Annotated in this window: 15 protein-coding genes and 1 pseudogene; 9 read left to right on the top strand and 7 right to left on the bottom strand. The window is 64.8% G+C overall.

Going from position 1 to position 15338, the window contains the following annotated elements; translation table 11 throughout:
- Positions 1-28 precede the first annotated feature (28 nt).
- Complete coding sequence (locus FJ426_RS12350; protein ID WP_140524847.1) at positions 29-478, bottom strand: GatB/YqeY domain-containing protein; 450 nt, start codon at positions 476-478, stop codon at positions 29-31.
- A 278-nt stretch (positions 479-756) separates the two neighbouring features.
- Between FJ426_RS12350 and carA the strand changes: the two genes are divergently transcribed.
- On the top strand, positions 757-1968 hold the full coding sequence (gene carA, locus FJ426_RS12345; protein ID WP_140555988.1) for a glutamine-hydrolyzing carbamoyl-phosphate synthase small subunit: 1212 nt from the start codon (positions 757-759) through the stop codon (positions 1966-1968).
- Between the two features lie 13 nt (positions 1969-1981).
- On the opposite strand, the gene FJ426_RS12340 is transcribed toward carA, so the two are convergent.
- The 3 genes from FJ426_RS12340 to mntR form a co-directional block, all read right to left on the bottom strand.
- Positions 1982-3283, bottom strand: coding sequence for a TCR/Tet family MFS transporter (locus FJ426_RS12340; protein ID WP_224680421.1), 1302 nt, complete (start codon positions 3281-3283; stop codon positions 1982-1984).
- 121 nt (positions 3284-3404) lie between these two features.
- Entirely contained in the window at positions 3405-4337 is a 933-nt protein-coding gene (locus tag FJ426_RS12335) for a neutral zinc metallopeptidase (protein ID WP_140555992.1), read from the bottom strand.
- Between the two features lie 204 nt (positions 4338-4541).
- Complete coding sequence (gene mntR / locus FJ426_RS12330) at positions 4542-4991, bottom strand: manganese-binding transcriptional regulator MntR (RefSeq protein ID WP_181165236.1); 450 nt, start codon at positions 4989-4991, stop codon at positions 4542-4544.
- 232 nt (positions 4992-5223) lie between these two features.
- On the opposite strand from mntR, the gene FJ426_RS12325 reads away from it, so the two are divergent.
- The 3 genes from FJ426_RS12325 to FJ426_RS12315 all read left to right on the top strand — a co-directional run bounded on the left by FJ426_RS12325 (position 5224) and on the right by FJ426_RS12315 (position 8230).
- A complete protein-coding gene (locus FJ426_RS12325; protein WP_140524851.1) occupies positions 5224-6588 on the top strand; it encodes an Nramp family divalent metal transporter in 1365 nt (454 codons plus the stop codon).
- A 46-nt stretch (positions 6589-6634) separates the two neighbouring features.
- The gene (locus FJ426_RS12320; RefSeq protein WP_181167698.1) at positions 6635-7477 is read left to right on the top strand and encodes a protein-L-isoaspartate O-methyltransferase; all 843 of its coding nucleotides are present in this window, start codon (positions 6635-6637) and stop codon (positions 7475-7477) included.
- A gap of 102 nt (positions 7478-7579) precedes the next feature.
- Complete coding sequence (locus FJ426_RS12315; RefSeq protein ID WP_140524852.1) at positions 7580-8230, top strand: dihydrofolate reductase family protein; 651 nt, start codon at positions 7580-7582, stop codon at positions 8228-8230.
- Between the two features lie 61 nt (positions 8231-8291).
- Here FJ426_RS12315 and FJ426_RS12310 read toward each other — a convergent pair whose 3' ends face one another.
- On the bottom strand, positions 8292-9161 hold the full coding sequence (locus FJ426_RS12310) for a LysR substrate-binding domain-containing protein (protein WP_140524953.1): 870 nt from the start codon (positions 9159-9161) through the stop codon (positions 8292-8294).
- A gap of 95 nt (positions 9162-9256) precedes the next feature.
- Between FJ426_RS12310 and FJ426_RS12305 the strand changes: the two genes are divergently transcribed.
- Entirely contained in the window at positions 9257-9856 is a 600-nt protein-coding gene (locus FJ426_RS12305; RefSeq protein WP_140560657.1) for a LysE family translocator, read from the top strand.
- A 62-nt stretch (positions 9857-9918) separates the two neighbouring features.
- Here the strand turns inward: FJ426_RS12305 and FJ426_RS12300 are convergent, their stop codons facing one another.
- Positions 9919-10713 (bottom strand): SDR family oxidoreductase, encoded by a 795-nt coding sequence (locus FJ426_RS12300; RefSeq protein ID WP_140560656.1) that lies wholly within the window; start codon positions 10711-10713, stop codon positions 9919-9921.
- A gap of 192 nt (positions 10714-10905) precedes the next feature.
- On the opposite strand from FJ426_RS12300, the gene FJ426_RS12295 reads away from it, so the two are divergent.
- Positions 10906-11370 carry a MarR family winged helix-turn-helix transcriptional regulator gene (locus FJ426_RS12295; RefSeq protein ID WP_140495930.1) on the top strand — a complete coding sequence of 155 codons (465 nt, stop codon included), beginning with the start codon at positions 10906-10908 and terminating at the stop codon, positions 11368-11370.
- Positions 11371-11411: 41 nt separating this feature from the next.
- On the opposite strand, the pseudogene FJ426_RS12290 reads toward FJ426_RS12295, so the two are convergent.
- A pseudogene (locus FJ426_RS12290) lies at positions 11412-12589 on the bottom strand (MFS transporter).
- 194 nt (positions 12590-12783) lie between these two features.
- Between FJ426_RS12290 and FJ426_RS12285 the strand changes: the two are divergent.
- From FJ426_RS12285 to FJ426_RS12275, 3 genes are all read left to right on the top strand, one after another.
- The gene (locus FJ426_RS12285) at positions 12784-13140 is read left to right on the top strand and encodes a helix-turn-helix transcriptional regulator (protein WP_140495932.1); all 357 of its coding nucleotides are present in this window, start codon (positions 12784-12786) and stop codon (positions 13138-13140) included.
- Positions 13141-13209: 69 nt separating this feature from the next.
- Positions 13210-13968 (top strand): metallophosphoesterase family protein, encoded by a 759-nt coding sequence (locus FJ426_RS12280; protein ID WP_140560654.1) that lies wholly within the window; start codon positions 13210-13212, stop codon positions 13966-13968.
- A 295-nt stretch (positions 13969-14263) separates the two neighbouring features.
- Positions 14264-15109 (top strand): SH3 domain-containing protein, encoded by an 846-nt coding sequence (locus FJ426_RS12275; RefSeq protein WP_140560653.1) that lies wholly within the window; start codon positions 14264-14266, stop codon positions 15107-15109.
- Positions 15110-15338: the final 229 nt, after the last annotated feature.

Raw genomic sequence — 15338 nt, 5'->3', positions numbered from 1 at the left:
GCGCTGGCGCTCGCGCTCGACGCGCCGACTATTGCAAAAGCCCCTTGATGATGCCGCTTGCCTTGCCGAAATCCATCTGGCCGGCATATTTCTGCTTCAGTGCCGCGATCACCTTGCCCATGTCCTTCTGGCTGGCGGCACCGGTCGCCGCGATCGCCTCGCGCGCCGCGGCGGTGATGGCGGCATCGTCGAGCTGCGTCGGCAGGAAATCGCGGATGATCTCCATCTCGCTGCGCTCCTGCGCGGCCAGTTCCGGACGCTTGCCGTCTTCGAAGGCCTTGGCCGATTCTTCGCGCTGCTTCACCATCTTGGCCAGGATCTGCAGGATCGCCTCGTCGCTGGCCGGTTCCTTGCCGGCACCGCGATTGGCGATATCGCGATCGTGGATGGCGGCTTGGATCAGCCGCAATGTCGGCAGCCGGTGCTTGTCCTGCGCCTTCATCGCGCTCTTCAGGGATTCGGCGATTTTTGCGCGCATCGTGCTCTCTCCTTCGGTCGGCGCGGACAATAGCGCCCGGTGCGGACCAACGCAAACCCTGATATGTCGAGGCAAGCCTATGATATTGCTCAATGAAATAAATCGTAGCGGCATTTCCCATCATCATTGACCGACCTGCCCCCTTCCCCTATGTACTGGGCCTTGCATGAACTGAAGCTTGAGTGCGTGGAGGCAGCGAATTCGCCGCTCCGCGCCGTTTGCCGCGCAAATAGCCCGCCGGGCCTGTTTGAAGCGCGCGGCCTGATAGGAGTGCCGCCATGGCCGACACCGCGTCCACCCCCGCTTGGGCCACCGAGAAACCGACGGCATTGCTGGTGCTGGCCGACGGCACCGTCATTGAGGGTCGCGGTCTCGGCGCAACGGGTTCGGCGGTCGCCGAGGTCTGCTTCAACACCGCGCTTACCGGCTATCAGGAGATCCTGACCGATCCGTCCTATGCCGGCCAGATCGTCACCTTCACCTTCCCGCATGTCGGTAATATCGGCACCAACGGCGAAGACATCGAGGACCTCAATCCGGCTGCTCGCGCCGGTGCCGTCGGCGCCGTGTTCAAGGCCGATGTCACCAATCCCTCCAACTACCGCGCTGCCGGCCATCTCGATCAATGGCTGAAGAAGCGCGGCATCGTCGCCCTCTCGGGCATCGACACCCGCGCGTTGACCGCGTTGATCCGCGAAAAGGGCATGCCCAACGCCGTTATCGCGCATGCGCCCGACGGCGTCTTCGATCTTGACGACCTGAAACGCCGCGCCGCCGCGTGGTCCGGCCTGATCGGCCTCGACCTCGCCAAGGAGGTCACGTCAGGCCAGTCCTCGGTGTGGCGCGAGACGCCTTGGGTGTGGGACGAGGGCTTTGGCGAACAGGACGAGCCCTCCATGCATGTCGTCGCCATCGACTATGGCGTCAAGCGCAACATCCTGCGCCTGCTTGCGGGGCTTGGTGCCAAGGTGACCGTGGTTCCGGCCAAGACCGGCGCCGAGGAAATCCTCGCCATGCAGCCGGACGGCATCTTCCTGTCCAACGGCCCCGGCGACCCTGAAGCCACCGGCGCCTACGCCGTGCCGGTCATCCAGGACCTGCTCAGGACCGAGATTCCGGTGTTCGGTATCTGCCTCGGCCACCAGATGCTGGCGCTGGCGCTGGGCGGCAAGACCGCCAAGATGCATCAGGGCCATCACGGCGCCAACCATCCGGTCAAGGACCACACTACAGGCAAGGTCGAGATCGTCTCGATGAACCACGGCTTTGCCGTCGACGCCGACTCGCTGCCGTCAGGCGTCGAGGAAACCCATGTCTCGCTGTTCGACGGCTCGAATTGCGGCATCGCGCTGACAGGCCGGCCGGTATTCTCGGTCCAGCACCACCCCGAGGCCTCGCCCGGCCCGCAGGATTCGCATTATCTGTTCCGCCGCTTCGTCAACCTGATCCGCGAAAAGCGCGGCGAGGAACTGCTGGCCGAACGGGCTTAGTTCCGACAGATCCTCATATTCGTGCCCCATCTTCCGCGACGCCTTTGGTGACGGTTCCGAGTGCCGCAGGCCTCGCCACTTTCGTAACGAAGACAACGAGCGCCAGCACTAGGAAAACCGCGCCAACCAGGTAAGGCGCACCGCCGAAGGTCACTGGCGCGCTTGGCCCGGTGAACCAGGAAAAGATCGCGGTATAGAGCAGCGGCGTGACGATCGATGTGATCGAGAAGATCGACGTCATCGCGCCTTGTAATTCACCCTGCGCCGAAGGCGGCACCTTGGCGGCGGCGAGGCTCCTGAGCGGCGGGTCGGCCAGCGCTTCCAGGCAGCCGACGACGATCACCGCATAAATCATCCAACCCTGCGTCGCGAAGGCGTAGCCGAAAGCACTGAGCGCCGTGAACGCCAGACCGATCACCGCCGTCCTCCACTCGCCAAGCCTGGGAATGATGCGTGGCAGCACCGTTGCCATGACGATGGCTCCGCACAGGCCGAAAGCGCCGAGCGAAAAACCGATCTGCTGCTCGTTCCAGCCATAGCGATAGTTGGAGACGAACGACCAGACCGCCGGATACATCATGTGGCCGAGCGTCATCAGGAAGAAGACGAGCCCGATCCAGCCAATGCCTTGATATTGGCGCATCTGCAGAAGCGTGCCGACTGGGTTGGCGCGCTTCCACTCGAAGCGGCGGCGGTGCTTTTCATCGAGCGTTTCGGGCAGCAGGAACAGCGCGATCAGGAAGTTCACCAAGGCAAGTCCGGCGGCGAAATAGAACGGCACGCGCGGCCCGAAGGTGCCGAGCAGTCCGCCAAGGACGGGCCCGATGACGAAGCCGACGCCGAAGGCGATGCCGAGCAGGCCGAAATTCTTGGCCCGGTTCTCATCGTTCGAGATGTCGGCGATGAAGGCTGATGTGGTCGAATAGCTGGCGCCCGAAATGCCGGCCAGCACGCGCCCGATGAACAGCATCGGGTAGGACCAGGCTATGGCGCAGATCAGATTGTCGATGGAAAACGTCAGCACGGAGGCGAGAAGGATCGGCCGCCGGCCGAACCGGTCGCTCAACCCGCCCATGACGGGCGCGAAGAAGAACTGCATGGCCGCATAGACGAAGAACAGCCATCCGCCCTCGATCGCCGCCTCCGAGACGCCGACGCCGGTCAATTCTTGCAGGTAGGCCGGCAGCACCGGCATGATGATGCCGAATCCGATGATGTCGAGGAGCAGCGTCGTGAAGACGAGCGCAAGCCCCCGCTTGGCGGTTTTGGGATCGATCATGGTTTCGTCTGCTCCTTCCCGGCGCCTGGCGCGCAGGCGGAGGCACTTATAGGCGAGCAGGCCGTCAGGAACAATGAGGGAACAAGCAGGACGTTCGCATCCTGACACCCCCTGACGACATCCTTGCCGTCAGGTCACCCGTGAAAGAACCGGATGCTCAGATCGGGTTGTTGAACGTATCGCAGTCGGAAAGCTTGCCGCTCTTGTAGCCGCGCGCCAGCCAGGTCTGCCGCTGCGCCGACGTGCCGTGGTTGAAGCTTTCCGGCACTACGTAGCCCTGCATCTTCTTCTGCAGCGTATCGTCGCCGATCTGCCTGGCGGCATTGAGCGCGCTTTCCATATCGCCTTGCTCCAATATGCCCTTCTGCGCCGTGTAATGCGCCCAGACGCCGGCGAAGCAGTCGGCCTGAAGCTCGACGCGCACCGACATTTGATTGGCTTCGGCCTCGCCCATGCTTTGCCGCATCTGGTTGAATTTGGACATGATGCCGGTCAGATTCTGCACGTGATGGCCGACCTCATGCGCGATCACATAGGCCCGCGCGAACTCGCCCGAGGCGCCGAACTGCTGGTCCAGCTGCTGGAAGAATGTCATGTCGAGATAGACCTTGTGGTCGCCGGGGCAATAGAACGGTCCGGCCGCCGACGAGGCGAAGCCGCAGGCCGAGCGGATCTGCCCGCTGAACAGCACCAGCTTGGGGTCCTCATAGGTCAGTCCGTTGGCCTTGAAAATGCCTGTCCATGTGTCCTCGGTCTCGGCCAGCACGGTTGCCACGAACTGCTTCATCTCGTCGGAAGCCGGCGCACCGGTGCCCCCGCCCTGGCTGCCGCTGTTGTCCGTTATCTCGCCGCCGCCAGGCAGCAGGCCTCCACCGCCGCCGCTCAGCACCTGGATCGGATCGATGCCGAAGGCTTTCAGGCCGAAATAGAGCACGACGAGGATGATGATGGTCGAGATCGACATGCCGCCGCCGCTGCTGCCGCCGATCGGAATGCGGAACTGGCCGGGTCCGCCGCCACCAAATCCGCCGCCGCCGCTGCTGCGCTGGTCCTCGACATTGTCACTCTGACGACGGCCTCTCCAGAGCATGGCAACTCCCCGCGCTGCGAATTTACTGGTCGATCCGGCGCGAGGCCGGCTCCACCTCATAAACAATTATCTCAATGGTTGCGCCAAGTCACAGCATTTTTCGCAGCCGTGGCCGTGCTGGCATGTTGGCTCCGCTGCTCTGGCCGCGACTGTGGAATGTCTATGGCATCGCCGGCGAAACGAGCCAACGGCTTGGCAAAGTCCCTAGCCCGCCGTCATCGCCTTGCGGAACGCTTCCAGCGTCTCGGCACTGACATGGTGCTCTATGCCCTCGGCATCGATGCGCGCCGTCTCGGCGCTGACGCCGAGCGAACGCAAAAAAGCCTCCACCGTCTGGTGGCGAATGCGGCTCTCTTCCGCGACCTTGCGACCTGCTTCGGTCAAGAACACGCCGCGATAAGGCTTTCTGGAGACCAGCCCGTCGGCACACAGCCTGGTCAGCATCTTGGCCACTGTCGGTTGGGCGACCCCCAGCCTGGCCGCGATGTCGACCTGGCGAGCCTCGTTGCCGTCCTCGATCAGGTCGGCGATCAACTCGACATAGTCCTCGACCAGCGCGCTGCGGCGCGCTTCGCGCGTCTGCCGGAACCCTTCCGAATGGACATCGGCATCGGGCAGCGGCTCACGCGGGACCGGTCTGTTCTTCAGCGCCAATATGCGCTCCTCCTTGGCTGCCCGAAGATTGAATCGGCCCGCATTCATAGCACGGGCCCCCACAATCCTGGCGTTTATTTGCATTCGGGCCCAGGCGCAACCGCATCGCCGCCGCGTCGGAGCACGATCGATCACATCACAAAAGCATGATCAATGAAATATAGCATATTGCATAATGTTGAGCCGCGACATAGATAGGAGACATCATCCATTGCATCAAGCGGAATTCGCCATGTCCGAGACCGACGCCACCGCCATAGCCAGACCCGCGTGGCGGTTCGACAGGCCAGGCGACGAGCAGCCGAGTCTGCGCGAGGTCAATTCCTCGATCGCCGTGCCGAATTCGGGCGTCTGGTTCCGTCGCCTGTTTGCCTTCATGGGGCCGGGCTACATGGTCTCGGTCGGCTATATGGACCCGGGCAACTGGGCGACAGACCTCGCCGGCGGCGCCCAGTTCGGCTACACGCTGCTGTTCATCATCATGCTGTCCAACCTGATGGCGATCCTGCTGCAGGCGCTGGCCGCGCGTCTCGGCATCGCCACTGACCGCGACCTCGCCCAGGCCTGCCGCGCCTACTACCCGCGTCCGGTGAACTTCGTGCTGTGGATCGCCTGCGAGCTCGCCATCATCGCCTGCGACCTCGCCGAAGTGATCGGCACCGCGATCGCGCTGCAGCTCCTGTTCGGCATTCCGCTGATCGGCGGCGCCATGCTCACCGCGCTCGACGCCTTCCTGGTGCTTTTGTTGATGAACAAGGGCTTCCGCTATCTCGAAGCCTTCGTCATCGCGCTTCTGATCATCATCTTCAGCTGCTTTGCCATCCAGATCTTCGTCGCCGCGCCGCCGGCCGGCACGATCCTGCATTCGATGTTCGTGCCGTCATCCGAAATCGTCACCAATCCGGCGATGCTCTACATCGCCATCGGCATCATCGGCGCCACCGTCATGCCGCACAATCTCTATCTGCACTCCTCAATCGTGCAGACCCGCGCCTATGAACGCACCGACGAGGGCAAGCGCGACGCCATCAAATGGGCAACGACGGACTCGACCATCGCCCTGATGCTGGCCCTGTTCGTCAACGCCTCGATCCTGATCGTGTCGGCGGTCGCCTTCCACAACACCGGCCACCAGGACGTCGCCGAGATTGGCCAGGCTTTCGAACTGCTGTCGCCGCTGCTCGGCCTGAGCATCGCCTCGATCCTGTTTGCCGTGGCGCTGCTCGCCTCCGGCCTGAACTCGACGGTGACCGCCACGCTTGCCGGCCAGATCGTCATGGAAGGCTTCCTGCGCCTGCGCATTCCGCAATGGGCGCGGCGCCTGCTGACGCGCGGCCTCGCCATCATCCCCGTGGTGGTCGTCACCGCGCTCTACGGCGAAAAGGGCACCGGCCAGTTGCTGGTGTTCAGCCAGGTGATCCTGTCGATGCAACTGCCCTTCGCGGTAATCCCGCTGGTCCAGTTCGTCTCTGACAGGAAGAAGATGGGCAGCCTTGCCATCCCGCGCGGCGTTGCGGCGCTCGCCTGGGTGGTCGCCGCCATCATCCTGGTGCTCAACTTCAAGCTGCTCTACGACACGCTGTTCGGGATCGGCTGAGATCGGCCGCGACAAAGACGCGGCCCGCGCTATTTCTCGGTCGATCATGACCACGATAGCCCAATCCCGAAGCTTCTATGCCAAGCTGATGGCTGCCCAGGCGCGTTCCGCCGATCCGCGTCTTGAAGAGGTGTTCGCGGCCGTGCCGCGCGAGGCGTTTCTCGGTCCCGGCCCATGGACGATCGTCGCCGGCCAAGGCGCGGTCGAGACCCCGAGCGCCGACCCGCGCTTCATCTATCAGAACGTGCTGGTGGTGCTCGATGCCGACAAGGGCATCAACAATGGCGAGCCGTTCCTGCACGCCATGTGGATCGGGAAACTCGCGCCCAGGCCCGGCGAGGCTGTCACTCACATCGGCGCCGGCACCGGCTACTACACGGCTTTGCTGGCCAGGTTGGTTTCACCTGGCGGCACCGTTGCCGCCTTCGAACTGGACGCCGATCTTGCCTCGCGGGCAAAGGCAAACCTTGCGGGCTACGAGAACGTCACTGTCATTCCTGGCGATGCCGTCACATCGGATTTGCCGCCGTCGGACGTCATCTATGTCAATGCCGGCGTCGCGGCACCTCCACCCGGCTGGCTCAAGGCGCTGAAGCCGGACGGCCGCATGATCTTCCCGTGGCGCCCGGCCGAGCGCGTTCCCCTGGCCGTTCTGGTGACCCGCACCGAAAACGGTTTTGCCTGCGACCCTTTCATGCGCTCCTGGTTCATCCCTTGCTCCGGCGCGTCGGTTGCAAGTCTCGCGGCAAAAATCCCGACGCGCGACCAGGCCGCGCGCAGCCGCTCGATCTGGCTGACAGCGGACAAGTTGCCGGACCGCACCGCCACCGCGATCTTTGAGCATGTCTGGTTTTCGTCACGCAGCCTCGATGCGCGGCCTCGGGTCTGACGAACCGAAATTCGGCACGCCCTGTCGGACGGCCAGCCAGTCATCCGTCCTTGGGTTGAAGTCCGGCCCTGACGGCGTGGATCGAAACAGGAGGAGCATCCCATGAGAAAGATCATAGCGGCGACATTCGTCAGCCTCGACGGCGTCATGCAGGCGCCGGGCGGCCCGGAGGAGGATCCCGTCGGCGGCTTCAAGTTCGGCGGCTGGACGTTCCACTATTTTGACGAAGTGGCGGGCGCGGCAATGGATGAACTATTCTCCAAACCCTTCGCCCTGTTGCTCGGCCGCAGAACCTACGACATATTCGCCGCATACTGGCCGTATCAGAAAGATCCGATCGCGGATGCCTTCAACCCTGCGACCAAATACGTAGCGACGCATCGTCCGGATTCGCTCACCTGGCAGAACACGCAATCGCTTGGGCCTGATATCGTCCCGGCGTTGCGCCGCCTCAAACAGGAAGATGGACCTGACCTGCTCATCCAGGGATCGGCCAATCTGATCCAGACCCTGCTCGCCAATGGGCTGATCGACGAGATTCGGCTGATGATCTTCCCGCTGTTGCTGGGCAAGGGCAAGCGGCTGTTCGGCGATGACGCGATGCCGGCCGCCTTCAAGCTGACCCGCTCGCAGGCTTCCAGCACCGGCGTCATCATGGCGACCTACGAGCGCGCCGGCGAAATCAAGACCGGTTCCTTTGTCACGGGGGAGCCATCCGACGCCGAGCTCGAGCGGCGCAGGACCTGGAAGTAAACGCTTCTTTTCCTCTCCTCCACGAACGTGGAGGAGAGGAAACCAGGTTCTGAAAATTCCCTCAAGCCGCCTGCGGCCGGCGCGCCAGCCCGTCGCGTATATGCCGTGCGAACGCTTGCGCCGCCGGGCCGACGCCGTGCCTCGGCAGATGCAGGTTGATCGAGAAATTCGGCAGCGGCGGCAGGCCGGACTCGGACGGCAATATGTCGAGATCGGCCGGCACCGTGGAGGCCAGCCAGGTGGTGACGGCCAGATCGGAACGCACCGTTGCGGTCGTCGCGTCGATATTGCCGTTCTCGAACACGGTGCGCCATTCCAGCCCATGCTCGTGGAGCGCCGAAAGCACAACCGGCCGGAAGGCGCAGCTGTCGGCGACCATCGAGACCGGTAGGGGGCGCTTGGCGCGCGCGACACCGCCCTTGGCGCCGACCCACACCAGCCGATCGATGGCGAGGCACTCGCCATCCGATGCCCCCACCCGCTCCTCGATGACCGCCAGGTCGATAGTGCCGGCCGCGAGCGCCGCGGCCAATTCCGGCGAGGAGGCGCAGACCAGCGATATCTCGACCTGCGGATAGGTTTGCGCATAGGCTTTCAGCACCGGCGCCAGCGTCGTGCCGACAAGGTCGTAAGGCACGCCGAACCGCACCTGGCCGGCCACGACATTGGCAGCCATTTCGGCCCAGATCTCGTCGTTGAGGCTGAGCAGCCGCTTTGCCTTGCCGAACAGCCGCTCGCCGGAAGAGGTCAGCCGCAAGCCGCGCCGGTCGCGCTCGAACAGGCTGCGGCCGAGCGCCTCCTCCAGCCGCCGGACTTGCTGGCTGACGGCGCCTTGCGTCAGGTGCAGCGCATTGGCCGCCGCCGTCATGCTGGCCTTGTCGGCGACGGTGACGAAGGTGCGCATGAGCGTCGTATCGAGGTTGCGGATCATGCCTGCATTATAGATGCTAATGCCCATCATCGCAAATATTGCATTTACTGATATTCGGCTGCATCTACCATGGGGCCTCCGACTGAGGACGCCGCATGCTCCAACCCGTCATCCCCCTGATCCTGTTCGCCCTGATGGCGACCAGCACGCCCGGCATCGCCACCACCTTGTCGACGGCGTCGGGCGCGCAGTTCGGCTTTCGCCGCTCCATCCCGCTGGTGGTCGGCAGCGCGGCCGGCTTGGCCACCGTCACCGGGGCGGCGGCCGCCGGGCTGGCCGGCCTGCTTCTCGCCATGCCGTCCTTGCAGCTTGCCATGAAGATCGCCGGCTCGCTCTACCTCGTCTGGCTGGCGCTCAAGATCGGCCGTGCGGGGGCCCCCAAGCTCGATGTGACGATGATCAAACCGAACAGTTTTCTCGGCGGTGCCGGCATTCAGTGGCTGAACCCCAAGGGCTGGGCGATGGGGCTTGGAGCCGCGGCATCCTTCGCCGCACTCGCCGACGGGCCGGCGCGGCTGGCCCTGCTGCTCGGCTCCACCTTCGGCCTCACCGCCGCCTTCTCGCTGTCGCTATGGTGTGTGGCCGGCATGCTGCTCGCCCGGCTGCTGAAGACCGAGCAGCAATGGCGCGCGCTCAATATCCTGCTCGGCCTGGTGCTGGCGGCATCGATCATTCCGATGTGGCGGCAGGCGTAAGATGGGCCTGCAGAACCTGGGTTCCTCGCCCCCGCAAGGCGAGGCGAGGAACCCGAATCCTGTCAAGCCGCGTAGCGTGCGGCTGGCTTGTCGGCGTGCAGGCTGCCGTAGAAGGTCTGCCGGGCGCCAAGGAAGGCGTCCAGCTTGGCCGTATCGGCAAGCGCGGGCACGGTGACGGCTTCGCCCCTGGCCAGGCCGACAAGGGCAGCATCGACCATATCGTCGGCGGTCATGATGATTTCCTTCGGAAGCTGGTCGATATCGCTTCCCGCGACTTCCCAGAAATCGGTCCGGGTCGCCCCCGGCAGCACCACCTGCGCCTGGACATGGGTGCCGGCAACCTCGCGCTGCAGGGCTTCGGTGAAGTTGACGACATAGGCCTTGGTGCCGCTGTAGATGCCGCCGAACGAGGTGTCAAAGGCCAGCACCGAGGCGATGTTGACGATAGCGCCGCGGTTGCGCGCGAGAAATCCCGGCAGCACAGCACGCGTCAACCGCGTCAGGGCGATCACATTGACCTTGATCATGCGTTCAGCCGCATCGGCGTCCGCCGTCGCAACCACCTGCGCACCACCAAGCCCGGCATTGTTGACCAACAGCGTGACGCTGTCATCCGTCGACACCGTCCGCTCCACCCGCCGCACATCATCGTCGTTGGCCAGATCGGCACTGATCACGCTGACCTTGCGGCTGTAGGCATAGCGCAGCCTTTCAGCCAATTCCTCGAGCCGGTCCGCGCGGCGCGCCACCAGCACCAGGTCATAGCCCTGCCCCGCCAGCCGGTCGGCATAGACAGCGCCGATGCCGGAGGAAGCGCCGGTGATGACGGCGGTGCCCTTGTTCTCATTCTTGCTCATTGTCCTGTTCCTTTCGCGCTCTTCGCTCTGGTTCGGCTTCGACGGATGCGCCGGCTGCCGAGCTTCTCGATCGTCAATTGGTGGCATATGCCACTTTCGGCGAAGTAGGTATATGCCACTATCTTGTCAACGGCGGCCGCGAAAACTATTTCTGCGGCAGGCTGGCACAGGCTTTGCCAGCGAGGAGTTGACATGACCGATCTTCAGCAACCGGGATTCAGCCGATGCAACAATGCCACCTTGCGGCGCACCGCGCGCAGGCTCGGCCGCTTCTACGACGACGCGCTTGCGCCTTCCGGGCTGAAAGGCACGCAATTTGGCCTGCTCTTTCAGATCAGTGCCAGCAGCGAACCGGCGATGGGGACCGTTGCCGAGGCGCTGATCATGGATCTCTCGGCGCTCGGCCATACGCTGAAGCCGCTGGTCCGCGACGGCTATGTCGAAACTTTCCCCGATAAGGACGATCGCCGCGTCAAGCGCGTCCGGCTGACGCCGCACGGCCAGGCCAAGCTCGAAGAGGCGATCAGGCTGTGGAGTGTCGCCCAGCAGCGCTTCGAGGAGATGATCGGCGCGGAGCAAGCCGCGAAGCTGCGTGCGACGCTGGATGATGTGGCCTCTCTGGACCTCGAAACGCCGGCGGCCGCTCCCTCCAGTTGAAGCGGCCGCGTAAGAACCAGTGACGAAAAGCTCGGCGCCCTCTACTCCGCCGGCATGGCGACCGGCCGCGCCAGCATCCGGCCGGCCAGCACGATGCCGAGCCCGACGACGGGGAAGACGGCCGCGATGAGGCCCAGATCGGCCGGACCGCCATAGCGCAGCACGGCGCCGCCAACCACCGCGCCGAGCGCCACGCCGAGGTAGAGCGCCGAGGCATTGAGCGACAGCACGATCGGGGCAGCGTCGGGGGCGAGCTTGATGATGCGGCTCGCCTGCGCCGGCGGAAAGGCCCAGCCGACGATGCCCCATGGCACCATCATGCCCATCAGCGCCGGCCCGGCGAGATGATGCGGCAGAAAGGCCGGGATCAGCGAGAAGGTGACGAGCATGGCAGCGCTCAGCGCCAGCGACCAGCCGACGGTGCGCGTCGCGCCAAACCGGTCCGCGGCCTGGCCGCCGGCGATGTTGCCGATGACGGCGCCGACACCGAAGGCGAGCAGCATGCCGGGCAGCGCTATCGGGGAGAGCCCGCTGGCTTCGATGGCCAGCGGCGCGATGAAGCTGAACACGGTGAAGGCGCCGATGAGGGCAAGCGTGGTCGTCACCAGGATCGGCATCACGCCGGGACGCATTGCCGCCGCCAGCCGGCGCTTCAGCGGCAGCTTGGTGCCGATGATGCCGCGCGGCAGCCGATACCAGAGGATGGCGCCGGCGAGCGCGCCGAGGCCTGCGATGGCATAGAACGTGCCGCGCCAGCCGGCTATCGCCGCGACCAGCGCGCCGAGCGGGGCGCCCACCGCTACCGCCACCGTGGTGCCGCCGACGACGACGGCAATGGCGCGGGCCCGGTGATGGTCATCGACCAGCGCCACCGCCGTGCCTTGCGCGGTCGCCGCGAACAGGCCAGACGACAGCGCCATGATGATGCGCGCGGCGAGCAGCACTTCGAAGGAGGAGCTCAAGGCCGCGGCAACGTTGCCAATGACGAAGAACACCAGCGTCCACAGGATGACGCGGCGCCGGTCCCATTCGCCGGTCAGCGTCGCCAGGATCGGCGTGCCGACCGCATAGCGAGCGCGAAGGCGGTGATCAGCGTGCCGGCGAGCGGAACGGAGATGCCGGCATCCCTGGCGATGTCGGGCAGAAGGCTGGAGACGACGAAGCCTTCGGTCGAGATCGCAAACGATCCGAGCGCAAGCCAGAAGATCCGCTTGTCCATGGCGATGTGTCCTTAGTTCAAAGGTTATTGAACAATTGGACATAACCCGGCAGGATGTCAATGAAGCCAGGAAAAAATAGCACAACCATCCTGACAGCCCTGTGTCAGCACGATCGTGAAAGGGAGAGCGGTGTGCACGGCAGACGCGGAGCGGGTGCGTTGAAATCGGCCGGAACTGTGCTTAGGTTGCAGCCATGAGCCTGCCACATCCCAATACGGACCAGATCAGCCTGCCGATCGTGCTCGCCGTGCTCGGCGACCCGACGCGGCTGGCGATCGTGCGTTATCTCGCCAGCAAGGAAGGCGTGCCGCTGAACTGCAGCAAATTCCTCGATCTCGCCTCCAAGACCAATTTGAGCTACCACCTGGCAAAGCTGCGCGAGGCCGGCGTGACCCGCGCAGAAGTGGCCGGCACCAACCGCATGATCACGCTGCGCCGCGCCGATCTCGATGCCCGCTTCCCCGGCCTGCTCGACAGCATTATTGCCGCCGCAGGCGACGATCCAGCGCTGCCGGCCGTCGGCGGCCATGATATCGAAGTGACGGCCTGACTCGCGGGATCTGGGTTCTCGCCCCACGGCAGTGGGGAGAGGAAACGCTGCCTCACAACCGGAGTTCCCATGCGCATTGCTGTCCTCGCCGATATCCACGGCAATGTGCTGGCGCTTGACGCCGTGCTCGCCGACCTCGAGCGGCGCGGCGGCGCGGATATCACGGTCAATCTCGGCGACAGCGTTTCGGGTCCGCTCTGGCCGCGCGAGACGTTTGCGCGGCTGGAAGCGCTGGACCTGCCGACCGTGCGCGGCAATCATGACCGCCGCGTCGCCGCCGATCCGGCCGATGAGACCATGTGGGCCTCCGACATCTACGCGCGGGAACGGCTGACCGGGGCGCAGCGCGAGGTGCTGTTCGCCCAGCCTCTGACGCTGGAGATCGCGCCCGGCGTGATCGCTTTCCATGCCAGGCCCGATCATGACGAGAAATACCTGCTCGATGCGATCACCGATGGCCGGCTGGTGCGTGCGCCGCTGGCGGCGATCCGGCGGCGGTTGAAGGCGCTCGATCCGGCCTGCCGCCTGGCCCTGTGCGGCCATAGCCACCGGGCCGAACTGATCCGCTTGCCCGGCGGTCCGGTGATCTTCAACCCGGGCAGCGTCGGCTGTCCCGCCTATGAAGACTCGACGTCGCCGGCGCATTCCTCCGAGCAGGGCGCGCCGCATGCGCGCTATGGCATCGTCACTTCAGGCGAGCCCGGCCGGCCCGACCGTTTCGAGGCCATCGCCGTCGACTACGATCACGAGGCGGCCGCCAGCCAAGCCGAACAGGCGGGACGGCCCGAATGGGCCCATGCGCTGCGAACCGGCTTCATGCCCGGCTGAATGCTCTTCGCATTCATGCCGCCCGGCTGAATGCTTTTTGCGTTCATGCCGCCAGGCTGAATGCTCTTTGCATTCATGCCGCCAGGGCTGAATGCTCTTTGCATTCATGCCGCCAGGCTGCTCGCTCCCCCGCTCCTCCGATCATCGCCCTCACGCAGCTCCGTCCCTGCCGGAAGAAAATCTCGCTTCTGGACATGGCGCAGCGTCGTCGCCTATAAAATCGGCTTCGCGTGTGGCGGCGTTTTCGTATCTGGCGGTGCCTTTGGTAATGCAATCTATCGGCCACGGCGAAGCGATGAAGCGCTGGTCTACGCTCCGAACGACGCTCTTCGCGCTGATCGCCGCTCCTTTGCTTCTGACGGTGGCCCATGCCGAAGAGGGGCCGTTCATCTCCATCGTCACCGGCCTCGCCCCCGACGATCTCCTCAACGTCCGCGCCCAGCCATCGCCGATCGGCAAGACCGAGGCGCGTCTGGCCAATGGCGCCAGCGTGAACAATCTCGGCTGCATCGACGTAGACGGCCGGCAATGGTGCAAGGTCGAGGCCGAGAACCCGAAAATCAGCGGCTGGACCCCTGCCCGCTACCTGAACCCCGTCAATCCGGCTTCGCCGCCCGATCCGGATCAGGCGGATGCGGCCGCTGCCGCGACCAACAATGCAGGCCAGGCGCTCGGCGCCGCCAGCCCCGCGGCCGCTCAGCCGCCCGACCTGACGGCGCGGCTAGGCGGAGCCGACAATGCGGCTGCCCCCGCAACCACGCCGAAATCCGCCGCGGTGATCGCCATGCAGGATGCTTACGGCCTGGCGCTGGTGGCGAATGAACCGCGCACTGGGGAGAATCCGGCACAGGCGGAGGCCACCGCCGGAGGCGCCGCCATTGAAATTCCCTGTGCGCGCAATGTCGGCCAGCCGATGACCCTTTGCGCGGCAAGCGTCGAGCACAAGGGCAGCGACAAGGCCGACGTCACCGTGACCTGGCCGGACGGCGGCAGCCGCGTCATCTCCTTCTATGGCGGACTGCCCGCCGGCTCCGACGGCGACAGCGATTTCCGCTTCACCCGCGAAGGCAGCCTCAGCATGATCCGCGTCGGCGTCTCGGAGCGATTCGAGATTACGGACGCGGTGGCGTTTGGGCATTAGTTTGGAAGGCAATAGGGCAGTAGGGCTGTGTGAAGTGGCTGGAGTGACTGCCCTACTGCCCTACTGCCCTACTGCCCTACTGCCCTACTGCCCTACTGCCCTACTGCCCTACTGCCCTCATTTTCGGGGTTACATCAGGCAAAACTCTTCCCTATAAGGCCCTCCTAGCCTGATACCAGAATCGCAAGCACAACCGGCCGGGTCTCCCGTCCCGGTTTTTCGTGCAAGC

Source organism: Mesorhizobium sp. B2-6-4, from assembly GCF_006441495.1.
GTDB lineage: Bacteria > Pseudomonadota > Alphaproteobacteria > Rhizobiales > Rhizobiaceae > Mesorhizobium.
This window is presented reverse-complemented; position numbering and strand designations above follow the sequence as displayed.